This window comes from Alicyclobacillus fodiniaquatilis, assembly GCF_042678105.1.
Lineage (GTDB): Bacteria > Bacillota > Bacilli > Alicyclobacillales > Alicyclobacillaceae > Alicyclobacillus > Alicyclobacillus fodiniaquatilis.
In genome coordinates this window covers 149,541-174,142 of the sequence record NZ_JBHUCX010000020.1, presented here as the reverse complement: position 1 = coordinate 174,142, position 24,602 = coordinate 149,541, and the positions used below count along the sequence as shown (strand labels likewise).

The following is a 24,602-nucleotide window of genomic DNA, read 5'->3' as shown; positions in this document are numbered from 1 at the left end:
ATTTTAATTCACTATGCAAATCGAACCCCCATAATCCCTGTGGTTAAACCGACGATAATACCGAGTATGCAAGTCGTTAGCCAAATTTTTCTGGTCCGAGCTTCACCCAAAAAAAACCATCCCACTGTGGCGAGCAAAATACCCTCGAGCAAAAACCATGGTTCAAAGATGACCATGTCCCACAACACGTAGGCATCTTCATGAATATGAAACGTACCATTCCCCAAACCAATCACATTGGTAATTTGCAAGCCACGATAGACAATTCCATAGATGCCATGAGAAGTGGCTATCGAACACCCCAACACAGATACGAAAAGGAGCAATGAGCGAATGATTTTACTTTTGTGAAAATAAATAAAACCCAGACCAGCGAGTGTCGGAACAATGAAGAACGGTAGTGCCACCCAATTAATCAATTTAAAAGAGGTAGATACAGACACGCTGGGTTTTAACAAGGAGAGCCCCGCTGTCCCGCCTAAAGCCCAATACACGTGTGGAATCATATAGGCAATGGACCAAAGACAAACAGCGTACCCCGAACGCAGCAACCACTTTGAGTTCCACTGCCGATTGTTCAAAATTGGTGAATGTTCATCTTTAAACTTCAGATCCAGCACAGCATCATCTCCAGTTTTTCCTCACCATCTGTAACCTTGCCTAAACTGTATTTAGAAATAATAAACGCAGCCTCAGAAATGAGATCATATCCAATTTTGGATTTTTTACAAAATTAAGGAAAAATGAGATCCGTATCGGGTGGGATGTAACCCAACTGTCGACCCATTTTCACGATTTGCCCTTTATGGTGGAATTCATGGGTGACTGTGTGTGTAAAGAGCCACAAAGGAGTAGGGGTGAGACTATGGTTGTTCCACTGCACCTGAATTGGATTCTCCCAATCATGTTCGAATGCACCAATAAATTCGTCCACCAAGTCGTTTACATCCTGGAAGACATGGCGCATTTCTTTAGCATCTGTGATTTGCTCGGGATTTATTTTGCGAATTTGTTTTTTAAGTGCACGCCTGCCCAACCAAGTCTCATAACAGTCAGCGACATGAAAATGTAAGTTTCGAATGGAATCTCCCGTAGCGATGTCGACTTGTTGAATGTAGTCGGCAGATGAAAACTCTTCGCAATAGGCAAGTAGGGCTTCTCTAGTCCGCCGCACCCACTCGTATTGGCTTCTGAATTGATTCACGAAACATTCCCTCCCTCTAATTTGTTTCATTATAATTTAGAGTGTCTTTTGAACGAAACTGTTGCGCCGTCAAATCAACACGAAAGTTATTCGAGAAAATTACGACGATGTGCTGCGGTTGGCACACTCAATTTGAGAAGGCACCGTCTCGGTATCACTCGTGATGGGGAAACTTGGTTCATGCTCTCGGGGCAAAATCGTTTGGCTACTGTACTTCGTGAGAGAGACTTACAGGTTCAGCTCCAACGCTAATCATCGCATTACATATCTTGATTAATGAGATTAGCGTCTGGAATGCGCTCTATTTGACTGAGGCTACAGAATTCCAAACGAAGAAAGGGTTCTTAGGTGGGTGCTGGCGGTACCTCAGTTCGGACTTTCATATGGAATGAACACCATTGGGCACGCTATATAAAAGATAGTGGCATCTATTCCGATGCCACCTTCTGCTGATCAAGAATTATTCAATGGCGCTTTTCATCGCTTGATACATATTTTCTGCGTATATGTCAATTTCGTCACGTGACATGCGCAGGCGACTCACGGATGAGCCATAGCCAATCTCCTGTTTTCCTTCTTCAAATCCTTGAAAGATACCATCCGCAAACGCGTCTAAGGGCTCTCCAAACGTATGCAGGTCTGCTCCACCCAAATCGGTGTTCACTGCCGGGGGCGCTACTTCAATCACTTCTACAGAAGTATTTCCCAGTTGGTGTCTGAGACTCATCGTAAATGAGTGTAGCGCCGCTTTGGTCGCCGAATAAACGGGGGCAATTGCCATAGGCGTGAAAGCCAACCCAGATGTCACATTCACAATCGCTGCATGTTCTTTTTTTGCAAAAAATGGAGCGAACAACATGGATAGATGAATAGGCGCTTCAATGTTGACCGTGATTTCGTTATTGTAATAACTCCAGTTGTCTTTCGCGTTTGCTTTCAACACATGAAAGCGTTGTTGAATCCCTGCATTGTTCACTAATACGTTGACCTTTGGATAATTCGTTGTCACCCAGTCAAACAGCGCTGTACGGTCGGATTCACGTCCAACGTCACACACGCGAGTAATCAGATTTGGGAACTTATCCTTTGCATTCTGAAGGACACTTTCACGTCTTCCACAGACAATGACCGTATTGCCAGCGTTGATAAAGCGTTCTGCAAAAGCAAGTCCAATGCCCGTACTGCCACCCGTAATGAGTATTGTATTTCCTGAAAGTTTCATCGAGATTCTCCTTCTGTATAAGTCTGTGTTTTGAACATCACGTGGGCGTGTGTCACTGTGTATTCTTCATAAGCGTCGCCAGATAGTTTAACCAACTGACCATGTAACCTAAATTATAACTAACTGGTTGTTTAGATATTATTAAAAACTAACCATTTAGTCAACTGCATTTTGGGTGTGATATATTAAAAATAATCAATAACGCTTGGAATAAGGTGGGACACCCTTTGAGAAACGCGGAAGCAACAAAAGAACGAATTTTGGAAGCAGCTACAGAGGAGTTCTCCTCTTACGGCATTGCGGGTGCGCGTGTCGATCGCATCGCGAAGAATGCTGGATGCAACAAGAATATGATCTACATTTACTTTGAGAATAAAGAAACGCTTTTTACAACTGTTCTCGAGAAACACTTAATGCGTGTTTATGAGGAAATTTCCTTTACACCTGAGGATCTTCCCGGTTATGCAGTAAAAGTATTCGATTGGGCGATGACACATCCACATATCGTACGGTTAATGACTTGGTACAGTTTGGAGCAGAAGGTAGACAATATAACCGAGCGTACCTCTGTCCGCGACAAGAAATTAAAAGCGATAATGGATGCACAAAACAATGGTCTGATAGGAACGACGTTCACCCCAGGCTTTCTGATGACTGCAATTATGGCCTTGGCCACCGCTTGGACACCGACACATCCGTTCGGGCCGTCACACGACCCAGAGGCAGTGAAGATTCCAGAAGAGACAAGGGAGGCCATCACCAAGGCTGTTCGTCTGATCGCCAGTTGTTGAGATACATTGGATATCTTGTTTACGAGTGGGAAGTGTCCAATCGAGTGAGCGACCCGAATAAGCTTCCCACTTCCCAGAGCGCCACACCTGCTTGATAAGAAATGACGGCCAGAGCCGTCATTTAGTTCGTTTGAAAAGAGCTCCATTCGTTCTCCTCGGTAATAAAGTGTTTAAGGCTTTAATGGAACTATTTAACCACGTGCCACCTGCCGCATATCCAGCAAATACATCGCTCGGATAATGAACACCTAGATAAATTCTGCTTAGCCCCGTCATACCTACCATAAACGTGCTGAAGGCACCGACAAGGAATTTGCCAATCAGTGATGTCGAGTGACGACAAATGAAATAACTTAGTGTGCCGTAGAACATTACTGATCCCATCGAATGTCCACTTGGGAAACTGTATCCATGTGCGGGCACAATCCGGTGGATATCGGGACGACGTCGACGAAAAAGATATTTTAAGCCTTCGTTAAATCCGCTACCCGTAGCATTCGCTGCCAACATGCCAAGCGCTTCTTGCTTCAGCCCTCGCCGATAAAACATAACTGACGCTATTGCTACAAACGCAGATATACAAGTGGGAGAACCTAGGAAGGTAAAAACTTTCATCCAACGCGTATGTACGTTGTCGATTTTCTTCTGTACAAGCTCAATGATACAAAGGTCGAAACCAACCAGTTTATGGAGCTCCAATCTTTCAACGAACATGATGAAAGCAGCCAGAAACCAGAATATACAAAAAGTGGAGGATATCAAGTTCCTTTGATGTCTCATGTTCACTGCCACCCCTCCAAGCCGAAATTAAACTAACACTTAGCTTGTTTCAGAACTTGGAGGTTATTCATGTCCATTACGTATCCACGGAACTTATTCTCTCTGCGGTCAGGTGGCCGGGTTCGTATATTCCGCCTTACACAGCGCGATCGAGGTGTTCGATGAAAGCGATCGTCAATGGTCGCGTTTGAAGGTCGGATCGATGGTCATGGAGGCAGTGCTTTTTGGCATTGGTGGATCCTCCTTTAGATTTTCAGAGTTTCACACTACTGTGTGTGATATCGGCCGCAATGTAGCTACTCGAGAAATTCACTTTCACTTCGTATCCGTTCTGTATCACAAGCGTTAGCTTCATCTGGATGCTACACATATCTAATGTTCAGTTTTCCACTCCTTAACATGTGGAATTTAAACTTTTACTGACCAGCCATTTTCCATTACATGTGATTTGTAGTACCCTTCTTCTAATTGTAATCCAAAACCTGGAGTTTCAGGGACAACCAAGGCGCCTTGCTGAATACGGTAACCGTCACACTCGAGGCCGGCTACCTTCACGTCATCCCATTCGACAAACAGAAACCCTTCAATAGCAGTCAATAAGTGCGCCATAGCGTAGTTTCCATAGGGCCCGCCATAGTTATGGGGGGCAGACTTCACGTTATGACGATCCAATAACTGTCCTAGTTCCAGCCAAGAGCAAAATCCATAATCTCTTAAATCGTATTGAAGAACATCAACTAGGCCTTTCTTCGCCCAGTCCATCAAATGTGGCGCCGCCAATCCCTCACCGTCTCCAATCAGACATTTCAAGTTTTCGGCAGCCATCCACTCCTTTAAGTCACCCAAAAGTACTGGATCCTCGTGGAAGGGTTCTTCTATCCAGAAGATTTCTGCTGCTTTAGTGGCACTGAGCACCTCTTTCGTTAGGTTCAGGTTGTAACCATTGTTTGCATCGATCATTAATTTTCCAGGAGGACCGGCCACCTCTCGAACTGCCATTATTACTTCAATATCTCTTTTTAACCCTTCTAGGAGTCCCATGTGCTTCGCGCCACGGCCTACTTTAACTTTGAAGTTTAGGTGTCCATTGTGTAAGCCCTCCAACACCTCTGTCTTCATAAGCTCAATGGCTTTTGTTGAATCAGGTATATTTAACTCGTCGAAGTATAAAGATGTGTCGTAACACGGAACCCTTAACTGCTTGTTTTCACTCTTTCGATTGGGGTTCTGAACAAGTGAATACACTGGTTTATTTAGTAAACGCCCAACACAGTCCAACAAAGGAAATTCAATACATCGATATTCTGGCTTAATTAAACCACTATCTAAAAACAGAGAACTGATGCTTTTTCCCACAATGCGGTCGGCTTGCTCCCGCGTAACACGGCTCCAACCGAATCCGATTTGATCCGCCACCGCAATGCGCGCAAATGGTTGTGGTACATTCCTTCCGTGTACGCCAAGCCTAGCGTTGCATCCTGCTGACCTAGCCCTCTCACCAGGCAAAACGGCCCATTCAATATATTCGATTCGATACTGACCAATTACAGATAGATCCAATGTCTTTTGCCTCCTTATATTTATCGATTTACAAAGTGGCACAGATTATATCAGAACCAAAACACGCGACAGTTGATGCTTCCAGATAGCTTTGACAAAAAATTCGGGATCATCTGCCTTGTCACCTGCGTCATGAGGGAACGAAGCACCAATTTTCTCCCATTATCAACTTCACAGACCAACTGTTCATTCCATGAATTATCCTCATCTTGCATAAAAAAGCTTGGCACGAATATCATGCCAAGACGTAAATTGAACTTTACTGATTTTTACGCTCTTGGTTCCACCAAGTCTGCCACCTCCGCGCTACTTGTATCCGCTCGTTCCTACAATGCTCCGAGTAATGGCATTCTCCTAACTGATAAGGAGTCTCCCAAGACATCTCTTTTCCCGTTATCGATTTGAGTGCAATGACACGTTGACCAAAGTTTGAGACCCTCCCTTGTTGTGCATCCTCTTCTAATCCCTCAATGATATAAGGAATTAGGCTTGGCTGTTTAATTAAGGAAGCTAAGTGAAGAGACGCGTAGCGAACATTGAAATTGGCGTCCATGAATAAGTCCTTTAAAACTGGACTCGAGTCTTCCCATAAGTAGTGGGAAACCTGTATCGCCTCAATAGCTGCCATGCGTACCAATGGAGAAATATCTCGCAACATCGGAAATACCTCAGTGCTTGACAGCGTGGAGACGCGAGAGGCCAAAGCACATAGTGCCGCCGCCCGTACATGATCCCAAGGGTGAGATAGCTGGCCACGTACAGTTTCGATGGCATTTGCAGGTAGCGGATCTGGCAGAAAGGATAAGAGTATCTGCTCTATTACATCCGCTTCCGCCATTTCCAGACCGGAAAGTCGATCTTGAACCGATGTGTTGCGCCATGCATTCCAAGTCGCAAAAGCGCTTTCTGATGATCCACTGTCGTCGGGAGAAGATACAATTGCATCTTTGATCCAAACCAGTCCAGCACCCAATGATTCAGAGCCTGGTACGGTGAGAGATGTATGAGTAAGCGCCGAACGGACCTGTTGCGCCCCCCAATTACGATGAGCCTGCCAGACACATGCCGCGGCACCAAGAAGCATTGGTCCCGCATATGAGGTGCCTTCTATACGCGCGTAGCCTGTTGGAAGTACGTCAACTCCGGCATACAGATGGTTTAGCAGTTCAGCGTCGGTTCCCAATGGAAGTACAAGGTTCTCTGCAGGAGCTAGTATTTCAGGTACATGTTTCCCTTCAAACGTCACACCACGATATCCGTGGTATGCCAAAGCTTTTCTCGGATCGCCGTCAGGTGGAACAATCACACCACCAACCGACAACACGGACGGAGAAGCTGCTTGTGTCATGGCCGTCAAATCATGATTGTTCCCGGTGCCTGACACCACGAATAGCCCTGCGTGAGTCAATTCTTCGCATAATATCTGTATGGAATCCGTCTGCCAAGGAAGCAAACCTGCATCGTACCCAGTTCTGACGGCGACAAGTACACCCCGAATTTCGTAATGTTGCCAATTCATTTTAATCCAGCGTAATGCACATTCGGTGTTCTTTTTTGAGTCCGTTCCTCCCCCAGGCGACCAGCCTGCCACCAGGAAGAGATCTGCTTGTGGGGCGACGCCTTGGTATAGACCATTACAAAGCTCACCAGATCCCGCAGCTGCTGCAGCCGCACAAAGTCCATGTGCTCCATTACGCCATTGACCTTCAGTCGATTGAAACAATACAGGACTGGGATCTGGGTCAGACGCTCTCACGAGGAAAACTTCGCGTTCGCTGTTCGTAGTAATATCGGGATGTGTAGGAAAATCACCATCGACAATTGCAATACGGACACCTTTTCCTGTCAAGATCTCAGGTACATGTAAGAAATCGCGCAGTGAAGAAAAAGACATCTCTCATGGCTCCTCGCAATTTTTCTACATACTGATAGGGACCGCGAATCGTTACCTTATAAAGCGAGTGATCGGGTTATACCACACTCCATATTCCTTCCTACATGGCGTGTACGACTCTAATCATAACGCTATAATGATTTTGGAATAGTCTGTAATTTAATTGGGTTTTGTGGTATACTATAGTTAGTGATAAATACGCTGTTTTTGATTATGGAACATATTACATTTTCGCTGCGGACCCCGATTTCGACGCCTACATCATATGGGTATATACATCTCCCTGCGTTATGGGTTTGTCGAGCAGGAAAGCCATATAACAACTGTGGAAATATGTTGAAATGGTAATGAGGGGAGAAATAAGCCATGGGGTTTCTAGATAGGGAGAGCCCAATGCCGCTAGGTCGGTTAATAGATATAGGCGGCTATGCGCTACATCTCCACGAAACCGGTCGTGGCTCGCCTACGGTCGTCCTCGTGGCGGGCGGTGGCGATTTTTCTTTTGATTGGTCGCTCGTGCAGCCAGAGGCCGCCAAATTTACGCGCGTTTGCAGTTATGACCGTGCTGGCCAAGCGTGGAGTGATCCTGGGCCGTATCCACGCACCATGAAGCAAGACGCTTACGAACTACACCTTTTGCTTCAAGCGGCCTGTGTACCTCCACCGTATGTACTTGTCGGCCATTCCATCGGTGGTCTGATAGTCCGCTTATATGCAACTGCTCACCCGGAATCAGTCGCTGGTATGGTGCTCGTTGATCCAACACACGAAAACACGAAGCTCGGTTATCAGGGTAGGATCGTCCGAGTGCGCGAACTTTCACATGCTGGTCAAGTGCCGTCGGTGCAAACGATACAGTCCAGCCCTCCAAGGTTAGAAGATGCATCGGAGTGGCAGCGCAAGTTCGACGCACTGCCAGACAATATCCGGCAGGCAAAACTGTATCCATCTATTCGCCCTCCATATACGCAATTACCAGAGCACGTTCATGCCCTTCGACTTTGGGCACTCCGCCCAAAACCAGAGTATGTATCATTAGATGATTACTTGCCAAATGAACTACAGGCTATTTATGAGGAGCGCCAAGTGAACACACAAACACTCGGAGACCTTCCGCTCGTTGTTATTGCCAGTGCGCGTCAACATGAGGCATCGCATGGCGTGGATACCGAAGAATGGAAGGGCCTCCTCGCTGAGAAAAGGATCGAGAAACAGGATCTTGCGGCGCTCTCAGGAAGAGGCAAACTCATATTGGATCCGCTTAGCGGTCACCATATCCACTTGGATAATCCGGAAATCGTGGTTGGAGCCATTCGGGAAATCATCGAGGAAGTACGCTGATCCTCAAAGACACAGGGATTCTGTAACGTTAGAACGAAATGTCGGTATTGTCACTGAATAAAAATGCAGCAATGGCGTTTCTGGAGGCGAAATGAATACAAAATTAATCATCGTTGAAGGTATACCGGGTTCTGGTAAAAGCGCGACGGCGGGTTTCATTGCAGAACATCTTCAGAGCCAAGGGGTCCAATGCGAATTGTTTTGCGAAGGGAATTTCGATCACCCCGCTGACTGCGAATCAATGGCATGCTTTACACGTGAGCAATTCGATGAACTCATTGCGACATACATCAGGTACGAAGCCATTCTTCGTTCCACCGTTTTAGCGCATGGGGAAAATCGCTTTTTATCCTACGGGAAGTTAGCAGTAGAATCTGATCTGCCAGAAGAGCTCATCACAGCAATCCGTAAGTTTGATGTTTACGAACTTCCATCAGACAAATATTGTGATGTCATTCTGCAGCGGTGGGGCGCATTTTCTGCATACCAAGCCGAAAGAAACACGGTCGTCATTTTTGAATGTTGTTATCTACAAAATGCTTTAACACACCTATTCATTAGAAATGGTGAAGACAAGGAATACATCTCGCACCACATCCTCAATTTGAGTCGAACGATTGAAAGACTCCACCCCATTCTGGTTTATCTCAATCCGTTAGACGTAAACGAAACGATAAACAAGGTAAGCAAGGAGCGGTCAAGTGAGTGGTTAGCGTTTGTCGTTTGGTATCATACGCATCAAGGATATGGGCGGACACGCGGATTGAATGGTATGGATGGATATGTCGAGGTTTTGGCGACAAGGCGATCCCTTGAACTCGATATATTGGCAAATCTCCCGACGAATGTCCTTCAAATCGACAATCCTCAGAGCGATTGGGCGGCGTCTCATCGAAAAATAAAGGAACACATACAAGCAGTGCTCCCTACCGCCCATCGCGCTAAACCAGCTGGGTGTGCAAGTCGAGCTTCACGCTGATTCACAGAAGGCCGAGCAACCGGCCTTCTGTGTCAATGTGATGTAACACTATCGCTCTCGATCACAATTGCGCTCTTGCTTTTTCATAAACCAACGGGAATCCATCGCCTGTCAGGAGTTCGCCTTCGCGCACTTGGATATAGTCCTCCATCGGGTGATGGCCGGTCGGCTCGAAGCGAATGTGTTTGGGCATGTAGTGCACAGCAATGGCCCGGCGTTTTCGCTGACTGAGATTCGGTCCACTGCCATGCCATGTCAGACAATGGTGGTAGCCCACCTGCCCTTTCTTGATTTCAAACGGGACACATTCAATTTTTGCCCCTTCAGGCAGTTGGGAAGGGTCTTTGTGATAGGCTTTGAAATCTTCCGTGTCTCCGATATATTGGCTCTGGTCTCCCCATTTGTGGCTTCCGGGCACCATCCACATGCAACCGTTTTCTACCGTCGCATCATCAAGCGCGACCCATGCGCTCACCAAGTCTGCTGGTTGAATGATGGGCCATGCTGGGTGATCCTGATGCCAGCCGCCAGGTCCGCCAGTCACAGGTGGCTTGTATTGCACTTGATCGTGCCAGATGCGCAGTTCATCTGTATCACAGAGCTGGGCCACTTCTTCGCAAAGAGTCGGATTTCCAGCATGGCGCAGGAATGCATCACTGGTCATCCACATATTCACGATTTGAATGACAGTTGGCTTTTGTGTCATCGACATGCCGTGCGGTCCGCCATCGTCCAACATGTTGCGGTTTAAAACCGGCTTTTTCACCGATTTTCCCGCCATGACGAGATCCAAATCTGTGCGAAGCAGTTCGACTTCCTCGTCACTTAGGATCACATCGCCTTTGAGGAATCCATTTTTTTCAAATTCGTCAAGTTGCGCCTTGGTTAGCATACTTTTTCCTCCTCTAAATCAGTTGATGTCTTCTGGTCTGTGTCATCGTGATTCGTGTGTCGATGTCTCTCTTGGTGCGCAAATGTGCCTTGAATGGCATATTGTCCGAATGGCAAGGTCACTTGCGCATCGAATAAATTTGATATACCCAATATAAATCGGGATTCATTTGAAGTCGTTAGCATTTTCACCGGAACTATTGCACTTTTCACAGGGTTTTACGCCAGCGTGTCGAACCTAATATACATGGATAAGAATTGGGAAACTGACGCGTTCATTCACGTAGGCCGACTTTCTGAATTGAGTCCCACCGTCAACTTTGCCAACCGGATGAAAAGTAGTCCTGGCCAAATCTGGGGACCAAGAATCATTCCGGATTGTCAACTGCTATATGTCTTGGAAGGGAGCGCTATGCTGTATATTGGCAACGAGAAACGGATGTTGAGCTCTGGGGATTGTATTTTTTACGGTTCCTCGAACCCGCACCAGATTGTGTCATCCCATCAGGATCCATTTTCATTCACCAGCATTCATTACAACTGGAAAAGTGCGTCTTTGGAAGCGGTGCACCCCATCACTGGGATACGGGATTGTACGGCAGAAGATTTAAACATGCCGCCGTCCACATACACCATCGACGTCGATGGCTACGGCCAAGTGGATTTCCCGCATTATTGCAGCATAGCCAATCTGGAAGACATGTTCATGCGCATTGTGGAGGAATACCGCACCAATCCATATGGCCATGCTGTCATGTTGCGGGCGTTGCTTTTGCAATTGCTGGTGGTCATCGTCCGCCATCACGTCAAGTACACCACGGCAGTTGGCGAAGCCGACAGAATTGCGCCAGCGCTCGCGGCCATCCATCAATCGCCGCAGGAAAATTGGTCAGTTCAGCAACTGGCTGCACTCTGTGGCTATCACCCCACGTACTTCACATCGTTGTTTAAGGAAGTGACCGGGCGATCACCAAAACACTATCAAATTCTTGAACGCATCCAGAAAGCCAAAGATGTGCTCCTGCAAACGGAAACCACACAAGAGGCGGCTGAACAACTGGGCTATACCAGCGTTCACTATTTCTGTCGCAATTTTAAGGCAGTCACCGGACTGACACCGACCCAATTCAAACAGCAGAGCAGTGAAGTATGATGGTCTGTGGAATTGGAGCGGGATCGACGTCGTACAGCTGCGCCGATTATAACTTCAGTGAACCGCCCAGAATGCCAGCGAGATAGTAACGCATCGTGACGCCAATCAACACCATCACAGGTACGGCGGCAATCACATAGGAAGCAAATATGTTCCCTTGTGGCACCAGTGTGCTAAAACTGCCAGCATATTGCATGATGCCTGCAGAGATGGTGTACTTGTTGGCGGTGCTGAGCGCCAGCGTAGGCCACAGATAATCCCCCCAAACGTTGAGGATGCCGAGAATTGAAACGGTTCCCAGGCTGGGAATGGCCAGTGGTACGGCAATTCGCAGAAACAGATAGCCGTTGGTCGCCCCATCGACCCGCGCCGCCTCAAAGAGTTCTTCGGGAATGGTTGCGAAGAACGTGCGCAGGATAAACACACCCAATGCCTGCGATCCGGCGGCGTACGGCAGAATCAGCGACCACCATGTGTTGAGCAGGCCCAAGTCTTTGATTTCTAAAAACTGTCCAATGAGCGTCATGATGCCTGGAATCATCAAGAGGCCGAGATAGAGCGCAAAGAAGATTTCCTTACCAGGGAACTTATAACGGGCAAATACGTACGCGCTCATCGCCGCGGCGGCAATGCCAATGAGCACGGCGATGACGCCAACAAAGAGCGTATTCCAAAAGTACTGGTGAATGCCGCTCCAGGCCGCCGCATAGTTGTGCCACATGAGCTTGCTCGGCCAGCCCAGTGGATCTTTTACATAATCAGTCGTGCTCTTGAGTGAATTTTCGAGCATGATAAACATTGGATAATAGGTCGGAATCATGATGACAAGGATGAACAAGTACCGCCCTCTTGTCTTCCATCTGCTATGCCGCATCTTCCCGCCTCCTGTCAATCATCATGTAAACCAATGTAATCACGGCGATGACAATGAACAGAATGGTGCCAATGGCGGCGCCGAGGCCGTACTCGTCGTTGTTGAACGCTTCGGTGTACATCGATAGCCCAGGCACTGATGTGGCATAGCCGGGTCCGCCATTGGTGAGCAGCAGAATCATGATGAAATTCTGCATGGAACCGATGACCGAGAGAATGATGACCAGCTTGATTTGACCGCGAATGGCAGGGAGATCGACATGAAAAAACCGTCGCCAGGAGCTGTTGCTGTCCGTGGCAAACGCGTCGTAGAGTTCTTGGCTCACACCTTGCAGCCCAGCCAGGTAAATCAGAAATGGCAGGCCGGCCACCCAGGGAAATCCGACGCCAATCAGCGCGTAGATGGCGACATGGGGAGAACTAAGCCAGCCGTTGGCCAATGCGCTCAGCCCCACGGCGTTGAGAATTTTATTGAGCGGTCCGAGATATGGATTGAAAATGAACGCCCATATCGAAATGTTCACAATAAAAGGAATGGCCATGGGCAGCACCAGTAAGACCTTGATGATGTAGGAAAGTCTGCGATGTTGGATGCCGTTGACCGCCACGGCTGCCGCCAGTGGCACCACGAGCGCCACCAGCACCATACCGACTGTCATGATGCCCTGATGCAGCCATTCGAGCGGTGTGGTGTTCGCTTTGAGATAGGTCGCGTAATTGGACAGGCCGGCAAAACTGGGTTTGCTAAAGCCGTTCCAATGGAAGAAAGAATAAAACAAGGTGCTTACGGTCGGGTAGTAATAGAGAATGATGATCAGAATGAAAGATGGAATCATCATCCACCATGGCACCTGATGCCAACCACGCTTTGTTTTTTGCTTCTTTGGTTTTTCGGTGAGCGCTTCGAAAGCGGTATGCTCAGGGATCACAGCGTTTTTTTCCACCGGGAAAGTCCTCCTTTGCGCGGGAATGTACGCCATCTTGCGTAAATCTGGCAGAGAAGTGATCTGTTATTTCAGGTATTTGGACAGATCTACGTTGTTTTGCGCTGCCCAGGCATTTGTTTGTTGTTCGATGAGCGCGTCCCACTGCTTGGCAAACTGGGAAAAAGAAAGCTGATTGGTCAAGTAGGCAGTCAGAATTTTATATCCTTGATTGGCTGCTGTCGGGGTGAGCGTGTTGTCGAGAATGCCATCGACAATGACAGGTGGTTTGAGCGTGTCGGGCGCCTCGATGGCTGTCTTCAGACTTTGGGTCACCGCTTTGGTGCCCTTCATCGTCGGAACAGTCGTCCCCCGTTGATTGATGATGGCCTGACTGTGCTTGGGTGTCGTGATGTACTTCAACCAATCGATGGTCCACTTCAGTTTGGTCGGTGTCATACTGTGATCCGCTTTTGGCGTCGAAACATAGTACTGCCAATCTGAGGTTGGGGCATTGACGACATAGCTGATGACCGTGTTTCCCGCATAGGGTGTCGACGCCTTGGTGATGTTGGGGAACGGAATGACGCCATACTGTTTCGACGTCCATCCCAATTGTTTCAACTGGGCAAACGCTCCACTGGTCAAAAAGACCATCGCCAGTTTGTTGTTCATGAACGGTGTCAAAAGCCAAGTGGAAGCCAAATTCTGGCCATTTGGGCCACTCGTGTAGTCGACGGCGTTCGGTTCCCAAACCTGGGAGAATTGCTTGAGGAGTTTAAACACTTCGGCATAGCGCGGATCTTTCATGGTGAACAAGCCTTTTTTGACCGCGACAGCATAGTCGAGACTGCCTGTTTCAAACTTGTTGTGATCGACATCGAACTCGCTTAAATCTGATTGGAAGAAAGAACTCATGGCATAGCGTTCAAACCAGCTTGGTGCGCCATCCTGTTCGCCAGGGCCAAGCGCCAAGCCAAACGGCCAAAAACCATGCGCGCGCAAGGTCTTGGCGTCATCCATCAATTCCGTCAGGTTTTTTGGCGGCGTTTTGATGCCTGCTTCTTGAAACACCTGTTTGTTATAGAAGACAGCCGCCCCAACCAGTTCGGCTGAATCAACGTAGATATCCCCGTTTGGGGCTGTCACGTCGCGGATGATGGCGGGATCGAACGCGTCTATCCAGTGCTTGTTGCCGGGGATATAGGGGTTTGGCTGTTCTAGATACGGCTTTAAGTTGACAAACAAACCTGCGGGATAAGCGCCGCTGTTCACTTGGTTTTCCTGCGCCCACACGATGTCCGGCGCTTCTCCAGCGTTTGCTTTGGCGACGAGGCCACCGGGAGAACCGAGCGTGCCGGTCATGGCGACAGGCAGAAAGTTGATGGTGACGTTCGGATGCAGTTTCTCGTACTGCTTTGCCATTGTGCCGAGCAGTGTGCTCGGGTGTGGATTGTCCGCCGTCGGTTTGACTGGCGTATAACCTTGGGCGTCCATGTCTATGACAACTTTCTGGGCGCTCACCGCTTTGCCGCTTCCCTGCTTGCTCGTCTGGTTGCCTGTGGTTGAACTTGTGCTGTCATCGTGATGAGTTTGCTTGTTTGCGGGGGTTGCGCAACCACCTGCCATCAGCAGTGCGCTGCACAGGCTGATGGTTATCCATTGGTGTCTTGTTTTTCTCAACGTGTTTCACCCGCCTTCAGAATAAAATAAGTTTGTCATCCACCGAGGATGGATGGTCTTACCAAGCTGAATGGGTTTTGCATGCGTTGATGTTGGAAGCGCTTTCCTTAGAGCGCGCAAAAGGATTGCATTTATGGATAGAACTACGTAAATGAACCTTTGTTTTAGATCCGTCCTGTACGCTTGAATGCCTAAGCAGGCATCATTCGGCAAGCTGAAAAATGCCCTCGATATAACCACATTGTGTTAAAGTGGTCAAAACCTTGGCCACGCTCTCGTCGACGCTTTCGCTTTCCGTCAGGCACTCTACTTCCGGATGTTGCGGGGGTTCGTATGGGTCATCGATCCCGGTGTAATGTTGAATTTCTCCATTGCGGACACGTTGATACAAACCCTTGACATCTCTCTGTTCACAAAGATCAAGCGGCGCATTGACGTAGACTTCAATAAAATCGCCGATTTGTTGTCTCACTTCTTCACGGGATGATTTGTAAGGAGAAATGGCCGATACCAGCACGATGACGCCATGTCTGCTCAGCAGTTGGGCAACAAAACCGATGCGCCGCACATTTTCACAGCGATCCTCCCTGCTGAATCCGAGGTCTTTCGATAAATTCTCACGGATGATATCGCCGTCCAGCACCTCTACTTGATAACCGCTTTGGCGCAGTTGTTGTGCAAGCGCTTGGCTGATGGTGGTCTTGCCCGCACCGCTGAGCCCTGTAAACCAAACGGTCACACCACGCTGTTTGATGTTGTCCACCTCCTTTTTGTCAGTCTGTTTGCCAACCAGCGTTTTGCCATGCGTTCAAACCAAAAATGGCATACAAATAGTTTCGTTGAAGTCATGGCGCAATTCATGGTCGATGTCGCCAAACGCATGTTGGATTGAGACGTTTTTCGCGGTTTTGCAATGACGAATTTGCCCCATCACGACCGGAGTAAAATCAAGGTTGTACATGCTGGGACGCAGACGCCCTTATCGTGCAGGCCAGATTCTGCAGGCAAAAGGGCGTCAGCGTTGTATGGAGCAGTTGCTGTGGACGGATTTCATCTTTTAGTCGACAGGATGTCACTGAACAGGAAGCCAAACGGCCATCTCGCCGGAACCTCGATTGCCCCAAAGATGATAAGGAATCGCTCGGATATGGACCGGCTTTGGTTGCTGCGTGATCGGTCGATACAGTTCGTCATGCCAAGCAGACACATCCTCCCGCCATCCTTCCCCTTCGATCACGACCGTTCCGCCGAGTACACTCGCGTCAAATCGGGCCTGCAGCTCTGCTTTGCGGGATAAAGCGAGCGCAGCGATCAAGTCTCCGTTATCCGCTTCTTCAAAGCAGTAGACGAGCGGCCCGCGCTGGATGGCGACCTTGCCAGCATCCGCGCGAATTTGCGGATTCGCTTGAATGAGCTGGGCAGTCATCGGGAAATTCAGTTCTATGCGGTCGCCATTCTGCCACACTCTGTCGATGATGACATATCCGTTTTGCAGTTGCCCATCAAGCGGATACGCTTCCCCGTTGACCTGCAGTTGGGCGTTCGCGCACCATCCTGGGATGCGCCACGCTAGCGCAAAACACTTCGGCGCGGCCAGGGAAAGCGTGAACTGAACTTGTCCGTCCCATGGGAGGAGAGATGTCTGTTTGAGATGCACTTCGACATCGTCCAATGTCGCGCGAATCTCACTGCCGATGAAGAGGTGCGTGTACAATGTGCGCTTGTCCACGGTGTAGATGTACTGGCCAAGTGACGCAATCAGCCGCGCCAAATTGGGCGGGCAACACGAGCAGCCAAACCATTTCTGCCGCACAGGCCGGACATGGCGCCTGCCTGGGTTTTTCTCACTTGCTTCCGGCCAAACCTCCAGTGGATTCACATAGAAATAGCGTTGGCCATCCAACGTCATGCTGCCGATGATCAAATTGTATAGCGCCCTTTCAATGACATCGGCATATTCGCGTTTGGCTTCCATTTGCAACATGCGAAAAGCGAAAAAAATCAGGCCGACGGACGCGCAGGTTTCGGCGTAAACGGTGTCATTCGGGAGATCGTAAGCAAAGGAAAACGCTTCGCCATGATGGGTCGATCCAATGCCGCCGGTGATGTACATTTGCCTTTTGCTGATGTCGTCCCAGAGCCGCCGACAGGCATCTAGCAGTGATTGGTCACCTGTCAAACGGGCTAGATCCGCCATTGCCGTGTACATATAGACTGCCCGCACAGCATGCCCAACCGCTTCGCTTTGTTCGCGCACTGGCAGGTGACTTTGGTTGTATTTCAGATCTGGCTTGGGTGTAGGGCCTTTTGACCAATGGGAAACGCCGCCTCGTTGTGTCCACTCTTCGATGAAAAACGACGGGGATTGTCCGCGCTGATTGATAAAGTATGCGCTCAATTGCAAATAGCGCGTTTCGCCGGTGACATGATAAAGTTTGACCAGCGCAAGTTCTATCTCTTGATGTCCTGGGTATCCCTGGATTTTACCTGCTTCTGGTCCAAAGACCGTGTCAATGTAGTCGGCAAATTTGCACATGGCGTCGAGCAATGCGCGCTTGCCTGTCGCTTGATAGTAGGCGACCGCCGCCTCCATCATGTGGCCGGCGCAGTACAATTCGTGGCAGTCCTGAATGTTTGTCCACCGCTTGTCTGGTTCTTTGATGGTGAAATAAGTATTGAGGTAACCGTCTGGCTGCTGTGCTCGGACAATCAAGTCTATCGCTTCATCCGCAAGCTGCTCCAGGGCGGCGTCTGGATGCGTGGCAAGTGAATACGCGACAGCTTCCAGCCACTTGGCCAAGTCGCTATCCTGAAAAACCATGCCGCCAAACTCGCCCTCTTTGAGGCCTGCCGCGACTTGGAAATTGTGGATGGCGTAGCTTGGTTCTGTGTCGGGCAATTCGTCATTCAGCGCTTTCCATTGATATGGCAGAACCGTATCTCGAATCAACGTTTCGTACTTGGACCAGAACGCGTCTTGAATGCGAACCTGTTGTAGGGAAACTGTGTTTGCGGCCATCGTCTGCATAGAAATCCCATCACATCCTTAAAAATTGAGATTTGAGCACTTCTCTTTTTTATTTTATTCGGTAACAAGTAGGTGGAGTATGTGTAATCTGAACTTGTTTTTTCATATTTCACACAAGTCTATCCTTATTTTGTTCCGCTATTTGGATGGCAAGGAATATGAAGCCACAACGTCGAATAAGAAAAATATGTTAGCTTTTTTCAGCTCGGTTTGAAGGAGATGAATGGCATGTCTTTGTTGACCTGTTTGGGTGTTGGAAGCATTTTATAAAATGATATTTTGAGAATATTTCGCGAAGGTGAGGACGGATAATGGAATTTAGAAAAATATGAGCTTACCAGCCGTTAACTTCCACCATACGCTATCAGATATTATCAATGCGAGTGCAAAAGCAGGATTTTGTATACAACAAATGGTTGAAGAACAGGTAGATGATCATTCAACATCTTTATCGCAGCTTCCAAGAGAAGTGGCCATCGTAGCTAAGAAATAAGGTGGTACTTAACTTTATAGGGAGCCTTGAGGATACCCACAGTCAACTGCAGGCATCCCCACGCCCTACCCCTTGCACTGTTATTTCATGTGCTTCGCCAAATTGGCCATTTCAATGGCTGTGACCGCCGCTTCCCATCCCTTGTTCCCCGCTTTTGTACCGGCGCGTTCAATCGCTTGTTCAATGGTATCGGTCGTCAGGACGCCGAAGATGGCCGGCGTGTCGGATGTCAAAGAGATGTTCGCAACGCCTTTTGCCACTTCGCCAGACACATAGTCAAAGTGCGGTGTAGATCCACGAATCACCGCGCCAAGCGTAATCACAGCATCATAACGCCCAGAGTGGCTCAGCTGTTTGGCGGCAAAGGGAATCTCAAACGCGCCAGGCACCCAGGCAACGTCCACATTCGCTTCCTCAACACCATGCCGCTTGAGTGCATCAAGCGCGCCTGACAACAGCTTCGAGGTGATAAATTCATTAAAGCGGGCGATCACGATGCCAAATTTGAGCCCTTGCCCAAGTAAATGTCCTTCCAATACGCGTACTGCCATTTCGTATTCCTCCTAAAAGATAAACAAAAATGATGATTTCTGGTGGCAAAGCCACCTACATGTCACGCATGGCTACATTCAAAGCGTGAGCATGTGGCCAAGTTTGCTTTTTTTCGTCTGCAAATACTGCTCGTTGTACGGATTCCTATCCACTTCCAGCGGCACCCGTTCGACGACAGAGATACCGTGTCCTTCAATCCCCTTGACCTTCCGCGGATTGTTCGTCAAGAGGCGCATTTTGCGCACACCGAGATCGGAAAGCATCTGGGCGCCAATGCCGTAATCGCGCAAGTCGTCGGCAAAGCCCAGTTTGCGATTGGCTTCCACCGTGTCTGCACCTTCGTCTTGCAAGGCATAGGCGCGAATTTTGTTCAGTAAGCCAATGCCACGGCCTTCCTGGCGCAAGTAGAGCAAGACACCGCGCCCGTTTTCGGCGATTTGCCTCAACGCCGCATGCAGTTGGGGACCGCAGTCGCAACGCAGTGAGCCAAAGGCGTCGCCAGTCAGGCACTCGGAATGGACGCGAACGAGCGTCGGGTTTTCGTCAATCTCCCCCATCACCAAAGCGACATGCTCTTTGTTGTCCACCTCGTTGGAGTAGACATGCATCTGAAATGTGCCGTACACGGTTGGGAGCGTTGCCGTCGCCTCGCGTTTGACCAACTTCTCCGCCTGTTTTCTGTAGGCAATCAGATCTGCGATGGAAATCAGTTTCAGTTGAAAGCGTTCGGCGAGCGCTTCAAGTTGCGGCAAACGAGCCATTGAGCCATCCTCATTCAGAATTTCACAGATGACGCCAACCGGTTCCTCGCCGCATAGTTTGGCGAGATCGACAGCCGCCTCGGTGTGACCCGCCCGGCGCAAGACACCGCCCTTCTTGGCGACTAATGGAAAAATGTGGCCGGGTTGACGGAAATCCGCGCCTGTGGACGTCGGGTTGACCAATTCGGCAATCGTGCGGGCGCGTTCAAAAGCGGAAATGCCCGTCGTTGTGGAAGCGTGATCGACCGAGACGGTAAAGGCGGTGCCGTGGGCATCTGTGTTGCGGTCCACCATCGCCGGCAAATTCAACTGTGTCGATCTCGCTTCACTGAGCGGTACACACAAGAGACCGCGCCCGTGGGTGATCATAAAGTTGACGACGGCGGCATTGGCACGCGTGCCAAGCGCGATAAAGTCGCCTTCGTTCTCCCGGTCTTCGTCATCTACGACAATGACAACTTGTCCTTGTTTGAGGGATTGCAGCGCATCCGGTATGCTGTCAAACATGGTGGCTTCCTTCTTTCCGTTAACTTAAAAAACCGTGTTGCGCCAGAAAATCGAGACTGACGGCCGACTTTGGCGCCTCATCTGCTGATGCGTCTCTTTCCGAGCGGAGATTTGGCGTCAACAGTTTTTCTACGTATTTGGCGATGACATCGCATTCCAAGTTCAAAATGTCGCCGGGACGGGCGTGCATTAAGGTGGTATGGGCGCTTGTATGTGGAATGATGGAGACCGAGAAGGTGTCTTCGGTCACGCCCATCACGGTCAGACTGACGCCGTTCAGACAGATGGAGCCTTTATCTGTGATGTAGCGCATCAGCGGCAAAGGCGTTTGAACAATCAAGATGCGCGCAAGTCCTTCTTGCTCAATGGCTTGCAGCCGCCCAACGCCATCGACGTGACCGGAGACGATATGACCGCCCAACCGACTGGAGGCCTGGAGCGCGCGCTCCACATTCACTTGGCTGCCCGGGGTGAGGCTGCCGAGATTTGTCCGGCGCATCGTTTCAGGAACGGCATCGGCTGTAAACCCAGAACTGCTTTTTTGCACCACGGTCAGACAGACGCCGTTGACGGCGATGCTGTCGCCAAGTCGCATATCATCCATGATGGTTTGCGCCCGGATTTCCAAATGGGCGCTATGTTGAACTTGATGTATGCGCTGGACTGTGGCCACTTCTTCAACCAAACCGGTGAACATCCGTTGTTCCCCCCCTTTTTTACAAAGCGTTATGATCCGTATTGCGGATAACCTTCGCAACGCAAATCATCGCCGATTTGCGACCAAGTGACATTTCTTAGCTGTATCGCTTCGGTCATACGCATATGGTTGGCGCCAAACAGGGCGTTCATGCCGCCCGCCAGTAACTTCGGCGCGACAAAATAGACCACTTTGTCAATCAACTGTTGCTGCAACAGCGCACTGGCGAGTGTAGCGCCGCCTTCCACGAGCAGGCTGTCGATGCCGCGACCGGCCAGATCTTGCAAGGCTGCGGTGAGTGAAACGCGACCGTTTGCCTCCGTCGGCATTGGCGCAACTTCAAGTTGCGTGCCGCTCGCCTGCTGTAAAGCTGTTGCGTTGGCTGTTGTGGCCGCGGCCACTGTCGTATAGATCAGTGTGCGTCCCGGTTCAGACAGCATTTGTGCGTCTGCTGTAAAGCGCAACTGCGAATCAAAAATCACGCGCAGCGGTTGACGTTTTGCTGTGGCGGATCGCACAGTCAAACGCGGGTTGTCCTTGAGCACCGTCTCAACGCCTACCGCAATTGCAGGGATGCGTTCGCGCAAGTGCTGCACCTCTGCACGCGCCGCTTCCCCTGTCACGTAAAAGCTGTGCCCTGTCTCTGTCGCGATGTATCCGTCCAGTGTCGCCGCACATTTCCAGACGATAAACGGACGTTTTTGCGTGACCCAGGTCAAAAACGATTCGTTTTGTAACGCTGCTTGCTGGCTTAAGACACCTGTTCGCACTTCAATGCCCGCTTCGCGCAACAGTTGAATGCCGCGTCCATGCACCTGTGGATTCGGATCTTCCATCGCCACAACCACGCGCGCAACGCCAGCTTCAATCAGCGCTTTCGCGCAAGGCGGCGTGCGGCCATAGTGGCTGCAGGGTTCCAACGTCACGTAGACGGTCGATCCGCTTGCTTGCTCGCCCGCCATGCGCAGGGCGTGCACTTCCGCATGTGGGCCACCCGCCTTCAGATGAGCGCCTTGCCCCACCAATTCGCCGTTTCGCACGACGACGGCGCCAACAAGTGGATTGGGCGAGGTCTGATTGCGTCCAAGTTCTGCGAGTTCCAGTGCTTTTTGCATCCAGCGCTCGTCTTCAGACATCGGCGCATGCCTCCAATCAAAAAGCCCCCTGCAGATTACAGGGGGCATCACAATCATCATAGACAAAAACCAGAGTCGTTCCACAGACAGCGCTTCAGCTTCGGTCATCGACAAGCGTTTTGCAAAACGTTGCGACAAATCAAGCTGAACACTGCAAATAGAGCGCTCAAGCTGTCTCCTTCTTTCATCCGGACTATACCGTCGGTACTGGATTCTCACCAGTTCATGCCAAATGGCTCGTGGACTTCGCATATGCGTCACCACCGATCGGGAATTGGCCAAAGCCTCACCCTGCCCCGAAGGAATATGCAATTTTTACTTATCATAGTCCAACGTCAACCCGAGTGCAAGCCCGCTTTTCTACCTATGCCAACTGATGGCGGATGGCGTAGATGGCCGCTTGGGTCCGGTCCTGTACCTCCAACTTGATAAAGATGTTGCTGACATGCGTTTTCACGGTTTTGATGCCGATGCCGAGACTGTCTGCGATTTCTTGATTGTTCTGCCCCGTGGCAATGGCGCGCAGCACTTGCAGTTCCCGCTCGGTGAGTTCTTCCCACAAGGCGCTTTGCGTCTGTCCTTGCATTTGTCCAATCAGTGCTTTTTGCACTTGAGCATCCAAATTGGGCTGCCCCGAGGCGGCCTGGCGAATCACGGTGCCAACTTGCTCTGCCGTGCTCGTTTTCAGGATGTAAGACAAGGCGCCAGCACGCACCGCGTCGAGCACAAGGCGTTCCTCCACCGAACTGGTCAGCACGACAATCTGACTTGAGCAGCCACGTCGCTTCAACTCGATAATCGCTTCGACGCCGGACATGATGGGCATGAATAAATCCATCAAGATGACGTCCGCTTGTAGCTGCATCGCCATCTGTACGGCCATCTCTCCATTTGCGGCTTCGCCGACCACTTCGATATCCGCTATCGTTTCGAGATAGCTGGTCAAGCCGAGGCGGACAATATCGTGATCGTCCACAATCAGTACGCGAATCATCATTCATCCTCCACTACCCTGAAAATAATGCGGTACCCTAGTACTGCGCCATTCGCGATGCCTTGATTGACTGGGAATTGCGTGTTTCTGCTGGTGTGGGACGCATTACGCATCATGGTGGTCCACCGCGCTGGCGCGCGGAATGATGACCCTGACAGTCATGCCGGGATTGCGCGGCAAAAATTCCAAACGTCCACCGAGCAGAAGCGCGCGCTCTCGCATGGCGGTCATGCCATATGTGTCGCCAGCCATTTGCGCTTGACTGTCAAAGCCACAGCCATCGTCGGCGATGATCAGTTCGTAGCGGCTCGTTTGCACCAGCAGTTGCACCATGACGCTGGTTGCATCGGCATGTTTTAAAACGTTGGCGACAGATTCTTGCAGGATACGGAACAACGGCTCCTCGATGGATTGAGGCACCGTTTCGTCACCATGATGGGCGAATGTCCAAGCAAGACCATGACGCTCGGCGACCGCTTGCAGAAAATCGGGCGCCGCTTCGAGGAGTGAGCGGCCCTCCAATTCAATCGGCCGGAGGTGCAGCAACAAAGCCCGCATTTCTCGCTGGGCCTGATTGGCCAACTTTTCAATCTGTGTCACCGTGTCCGCCAATCGGGGTGAACCTTGTTGGCTCTGATTGCGTGCCGCTGCGGCAAGCAAAGTCAGCGAAAAGAGCTGTTGACTGACCGAATCGTGCAGTTCACGGGCAACGCGCTGGCGTTCTTCCATCGTCGCGGCCCGCTCTGCGCTTTGCGCTAAACTGGCGTTTTCGGCGGCCATTTTTTGCAACAAAGCCACCTGTTGTTCAAGGCGCTCGCCCATGCGATTAAACTGAATGGCCAGATGGTCGATCTCGTCTTGTCCGCCAAACGAAACCACACGATGGTGCAAACGGCCGTCGGCAATGAGCACGGCGGCCTCTTCGAGGTCGTACAGGCGGCGGCGGATGGTCTGAACGAGCAGGTAACCGACAAAGGCAGTCAACAGAAGCAATCCAATACCGATGCCAAACAACCAAGTATACATCTGATGTTTGCTGATTGACTCGCGCATGAGCGGAGTGAACAGCACCCCGCAGAGATAGGCCAACGCAACAAGTGTGACAAAGGTGGCGACAACACGCATGCGAATGGTGTTCAT

The 24,602-nt window shown here is 49.9% G+C and carries 23 protein-coding genes, 1 pseudogene and 1 riboswitch; of the genes and pseudogenes, 6 read left to right on the top strand and 18 right to left on the bottom strand.

Annotated features, from left to right (window positions below; genetic code table 11):
- Positions 1-11: 11 nt before the first annotated feature.
- The gene (locus ACFSB2_RS07220; protein ID WP_377942360.1) at positions 12-620 is read right to left on the bottom strand and encodes a DUF3995 domain-containing protein; all 609 of its coding nucleotides are present in this window, start codon (positions 618-620) and stop codon (positions 12-14) included.
- Positions 621-733: 113 nt separating this feature from the next.
- The gene (locus ACFSB2_RS07215; protein ID WP_377942359.1) at positions 734-1,204 is read right to left on the bottom strand and encodes a DinB family protein; all 471 of its coding nucleotides are present in this window, start codon (positions 1,202-1,204) and stop codon (positions 734-736) included.
- 55 nt (positions 1,205-1,259) lie between these two features.
- Between ACFSB2_RS07215 and ACFSB2_RS07210 the strand changes: the two are divergent.
- Positions 1,260-1,545, top strand: a pseudogene (locus ACFSB2_RS07210) (Tn3 family transposase); the annotation flags it as partial.
- Positions 1,546-1,664: 119 nt separating this feature from the next.
- Here the strand turns inward: ACFSB2_RS07210 and ACFSB2_RS07205 are convergent.
- Positions 1,665-2,426, bottom strand: a complete 762-nt coding sequence (locus ACFSB2_RS07205) for an SDR family oxidoreductase (protein WP_377942358.1) — start codon at positions 2,424-2,426, stop codon at positions 1,665-1,667.
- Positions 2,427-2,653: 227 nt separating this feature from the next.
- Here ACFSB2_RS07205 and ACFSB2_RS07200 point away from each other — a divergent pair, with 227 nt between their 5' ends.
- Positions 2,654-3,217 (top strand): TetR family transcriptional regulator, encoded by a 564-nt coding sequence (locus ACFSB2_RS07200; RefSeq protein WP_377942357.1) that lies wholly within the window; start codon positions 2,654-2,656, stop codon positions 3,215-3,217.
- Positions 3,218-3,334: 117 nt separating this feature from the next.
- On the opposite strand, the gene ACFSB2_RS07195 is transcribed toward ACFSB2_RS07200, so the two are convergent.
- The 3 genes from ACFSB2_RS07195 to ACFSB2_RS07185 form a co-directional block, all read right to left on the bottom strand.
- The gene (locus ACFSB2_RS07195; protein ID WP_377942606.1) at positions 3,335-3,997 is read right to left on the bottom strand and encodes a phosphatase PAP2 family protein; all 663 of its coding nucleotides are present in this window, start codon (positions 3,995-3,997) and stop codon (positions 3,335-3,337) included.
- A gap of 408 nt (positions 3,998-4,405) precedes the next feature.
- Complete coding sequence (locus tag ACFSB2_RS07190) at positions 4,406-5,557, bottom strand: enolase C-terminal domain-like protein (RefSeq protein ID WP_377942356.1); 1,152 nt, start codon at positions 5,555-5,557, stop codon at positions 4,406-4,408.
- 259 nt (positions 5,558-5,816) lie between these two features.
- On the bottom strand, positions 5,817-7,451 hold the full coding sequence (locus tag ACFSB2_RS07185; RefSeq protein ID WP_377942355.1) for a S8 family serine peptidase: 1,635 nt from the start codon (positions 7,449-7,451) through the stop codon (positions 5,817-5,819).
- A 366-nt stretch (positions 7,452-7,817) separates the two neighbouring features.
- On the opposite strand from ACFSB2_RS07185, the gene ACFSB2_RS07180 reads away from it, so the two are divergent.
- Positions 7,818-8,792, top strand: a complete 975-nt coding sequence (locus ACFSB2_RS07180) for an alpha/beta hydrolase (protein ID WP_377942354.1) — start codon at positions 7,818-7,820, stop codon at positions 8,790-8,792.
- A 91-nt stretch (positions 8,793-8,883) separates the two neighbouring features.
- Positions 8,884-9,771 carry a P-loop NTPase family protein gene (locus tag ACFSB2_RS07175; RefSeq protein ID WP_377942353.1) on the top strand — a complete coding sequence of 296 codons (888 nt, stop codon included), beginning with the start codon at positions 8,884-8,886 and terminating at the stop codon, positions 9,769-9,771.
- Between the two features lie 61 nt (positions 9,772-9,832).
- Here ACFSB2_RS07175 and ACFSB2_RS07170 read toward each other — a convergent pair whose 3' ends face one another.
- Positions 9,833-10,663: a phytanoyl-CoA dioxygenase family protein gene (locus ACFSB2_RS07170; protein WP_377942352.1), complete on the bottom strand. Its 831-nt coding sequence runs from the start codon at positions 10,661-10,663 to the stop codon at positions 9,833-9,835.
- A 228-nt stretch (positions 10,664-10,891) separates the two neighbouring features.
- Here ACFSB2_RS07170 and ACFSB2_RS07165 point away from each other — a divergent pair, with 228 nt between their 5' ends.
- Positions 10,892-11,815 (top strand): helix-turn-helix domain-containing protein, encoded by a 924-nt coding sequence (locus tag ACFSB2_RS07165; protein WP_377942351.1) that lies wholly within the window; start codon positions 10,892-10,894, stop codon positions 11,813-11,815.
- 46 nt (positions 11,816-11,861) lie between these two features.
- On the opposite strand, the gene ACFSB2_RS07160 is transcribed toward ACFSB2_RS07165, so the two are convergent.
- The 5 genes from ACFSB2_RS07160 to ACFSB2_RS07140 all read right to left on the bottom strand — a co-directional run bounded on the left by ACFSB2_RS07160 (position 11,862) and on the right by ACFSB2_RS07140 (position 18,322).
- Positions 11,862-12,689 carry a carbohydrate ABC transporter permease gene (locus tag ACFSB2_RS07160; protein ID WP_377942350.1) on the bottom strand — a complete coding sequence of 276 codons (828 nt, stop codon included), beginning with the start codon at positions 12,687-12,689 and terminating at the stop codon, positions 11,862-11,864.
- Positions 12,679-13,632 carry a carbohydrate ABC transporter permease gene (locus ACFSB2_RS07155; RefSeq protein ID WP_377942349.1) on the bottom strand — a complete coding sequence of 318 codons (954 nt, stop codon included), beginning with the start codon at positions 13,630-13,632 and terminating at the stop codon, positions 12,679-12,681. Before ACFSB2_RS07155 ends, ACFSB2_RS07160 begins: the two co-directional genes overlap by 11 nt.
- Positions 13,633-13,698: 66 nt before the next feature.
- A complete protein-coding gene (locus tag ACFSB2_RS07150; RefSeq protein WP_377942348.1) occupies positions 13,699-15,294 on the bottom strand; it encodes an ABC transporter substrate-binding protein in 1,596 nt (531 codons plus the stop codon).
- Positions 15,295-15,496: 202 nt separating this feature from the next.
- Positions 15,497-16,057, bottom strand: coding sequence for an adenylyl-sulfate kinase (cysC, locus tag ACFSB2_RS07145; RefSeq protein ID WP_377942347.1), 561 nt, complete (start codon positions 16,055-16,057; stop codon positions 15,497-15,499).
- 309 nt (positions 16,058-16,366) lie between these two features.
- The gene (locus ACFSB2_RS07140; RefSeq protein WP_377942346.1) at positions 16,367-18,322 is read right to left on the bottom strand and encodes a glycoside hydrolase family 127 protein; all 1,956 of its coding nucleotides are present in this window, start codon (positions 18,320-18,322) and stop codon (positions 16,367-16,369) included.
- 328 nt (positions 18,323-18,650) lie between these two features.
- Between ACFSB2_RS07140 and ACFSB2_RS07135 the strand changes: the two genes are divergently transcribed.
- Positions 18,651-18,815 (top strand): hypothetical protein, encoded by a 165-nt coding sequence (locus ACFSB2_RS07135; protein WP_377942345.1) that lies wholly within the window; start codon positions 18,651-18,653, stop codon positions 18,813-18,815.
- A gap of 80 nt (positions 18,816-18,895) precedes the next feature.
- Here the strand turns inward: ACFSB2_RS07135 and ribH are convergent, their stop codons facing one another.
- The 6 genes from ribH to ACFSB2_RS07105 form a co-directional block, all read right to left on the bottom strand.
- Positions 18,896-19,366: a 6,7-dimethyl-8-ribityllumazine synthase gene (gene ribH / locus ACFSB2_RS07130; RefSeq protein WP_377942344.1), complete on the bottom strand. Its 471-nt coding sequence runs from the start codon at positions 19,364-19,366 to the stop codon at positions 18,896-18,898.
- A 78-nt stretch (positions 19,367-19,444) separates the two neighbouring features.
- Positions 19,445-20,635 carry a bifunctional 3,4-dihydroxy-2-butanone-4-phosphate synthase/GTP cyclohydrolase II gene (locus ACFSB2_RS07125; protein ID WP_377942343.1) on the bottom strand — a complete coding sequence of 397 codons (1,191 nt, stop codon included), beginning with the start codon at positions 20,633-20,635 and terminating at the stop codon, positions 19,445-19,447.
- A gap of 19 nt (positions 20,636-20,654) precedes the next feature.
- Complete coding sequence (locus ACFSB2_RS07120; protein ID WP_377942342.1) at positions 20,655-21,332, bottom strand: riboflavin synthase; 678 nt, start codon at positions 21,330-21,332, stop codon at positions 20,655-20,657.
- Positions 21,333-21,361: 29 nt separating this feature from the next.
- Positions 21,362-22,468, bottom strand: coding sequence for a bifunctional diaminohydroxyphosphoribosylaminopyrimidine deaminase/5-amino-6-(5-phosphoribosylamino)uracil reductase RibD (ribD, locus tag ACFSB2_RS07115; protein WP_377942341.1), 1,107 nt, complete (start codon positions 22,466-22,468; stop codon positions 21,362-21,364).
- 172 nt (positions 22,469-22,640) lie between these two features.
- Positions 22,641-22,776, bottom strand: a riboswitch (FMN riboswitch).
- Between the two features lie 56 nt (positions 22,777-22,832).
- Positions 22,833-23,462 carry a response regulator gene (locus tag ACFSB2_RS07110; RefSeq protein WP_377942340.1) on the bottom strand — a complete coding sequence of 210 codons (630 nt, stop codon included), beginning with the start codon at positions 23,460-23,462 and terminating at the stop codon, positions 22,833-22,835.
- 105 nt (positions 23,463-23,567) lie between these two features.
- A complete protein-coding gene (locus ACFSB2_RS07105; RefSeq protein WP_377942339.1) occupies positions 23,568-24,602 on the bottom strand; it encodes a sensor histidine kinase in 1,035 nt (344 codons plus the stop codon).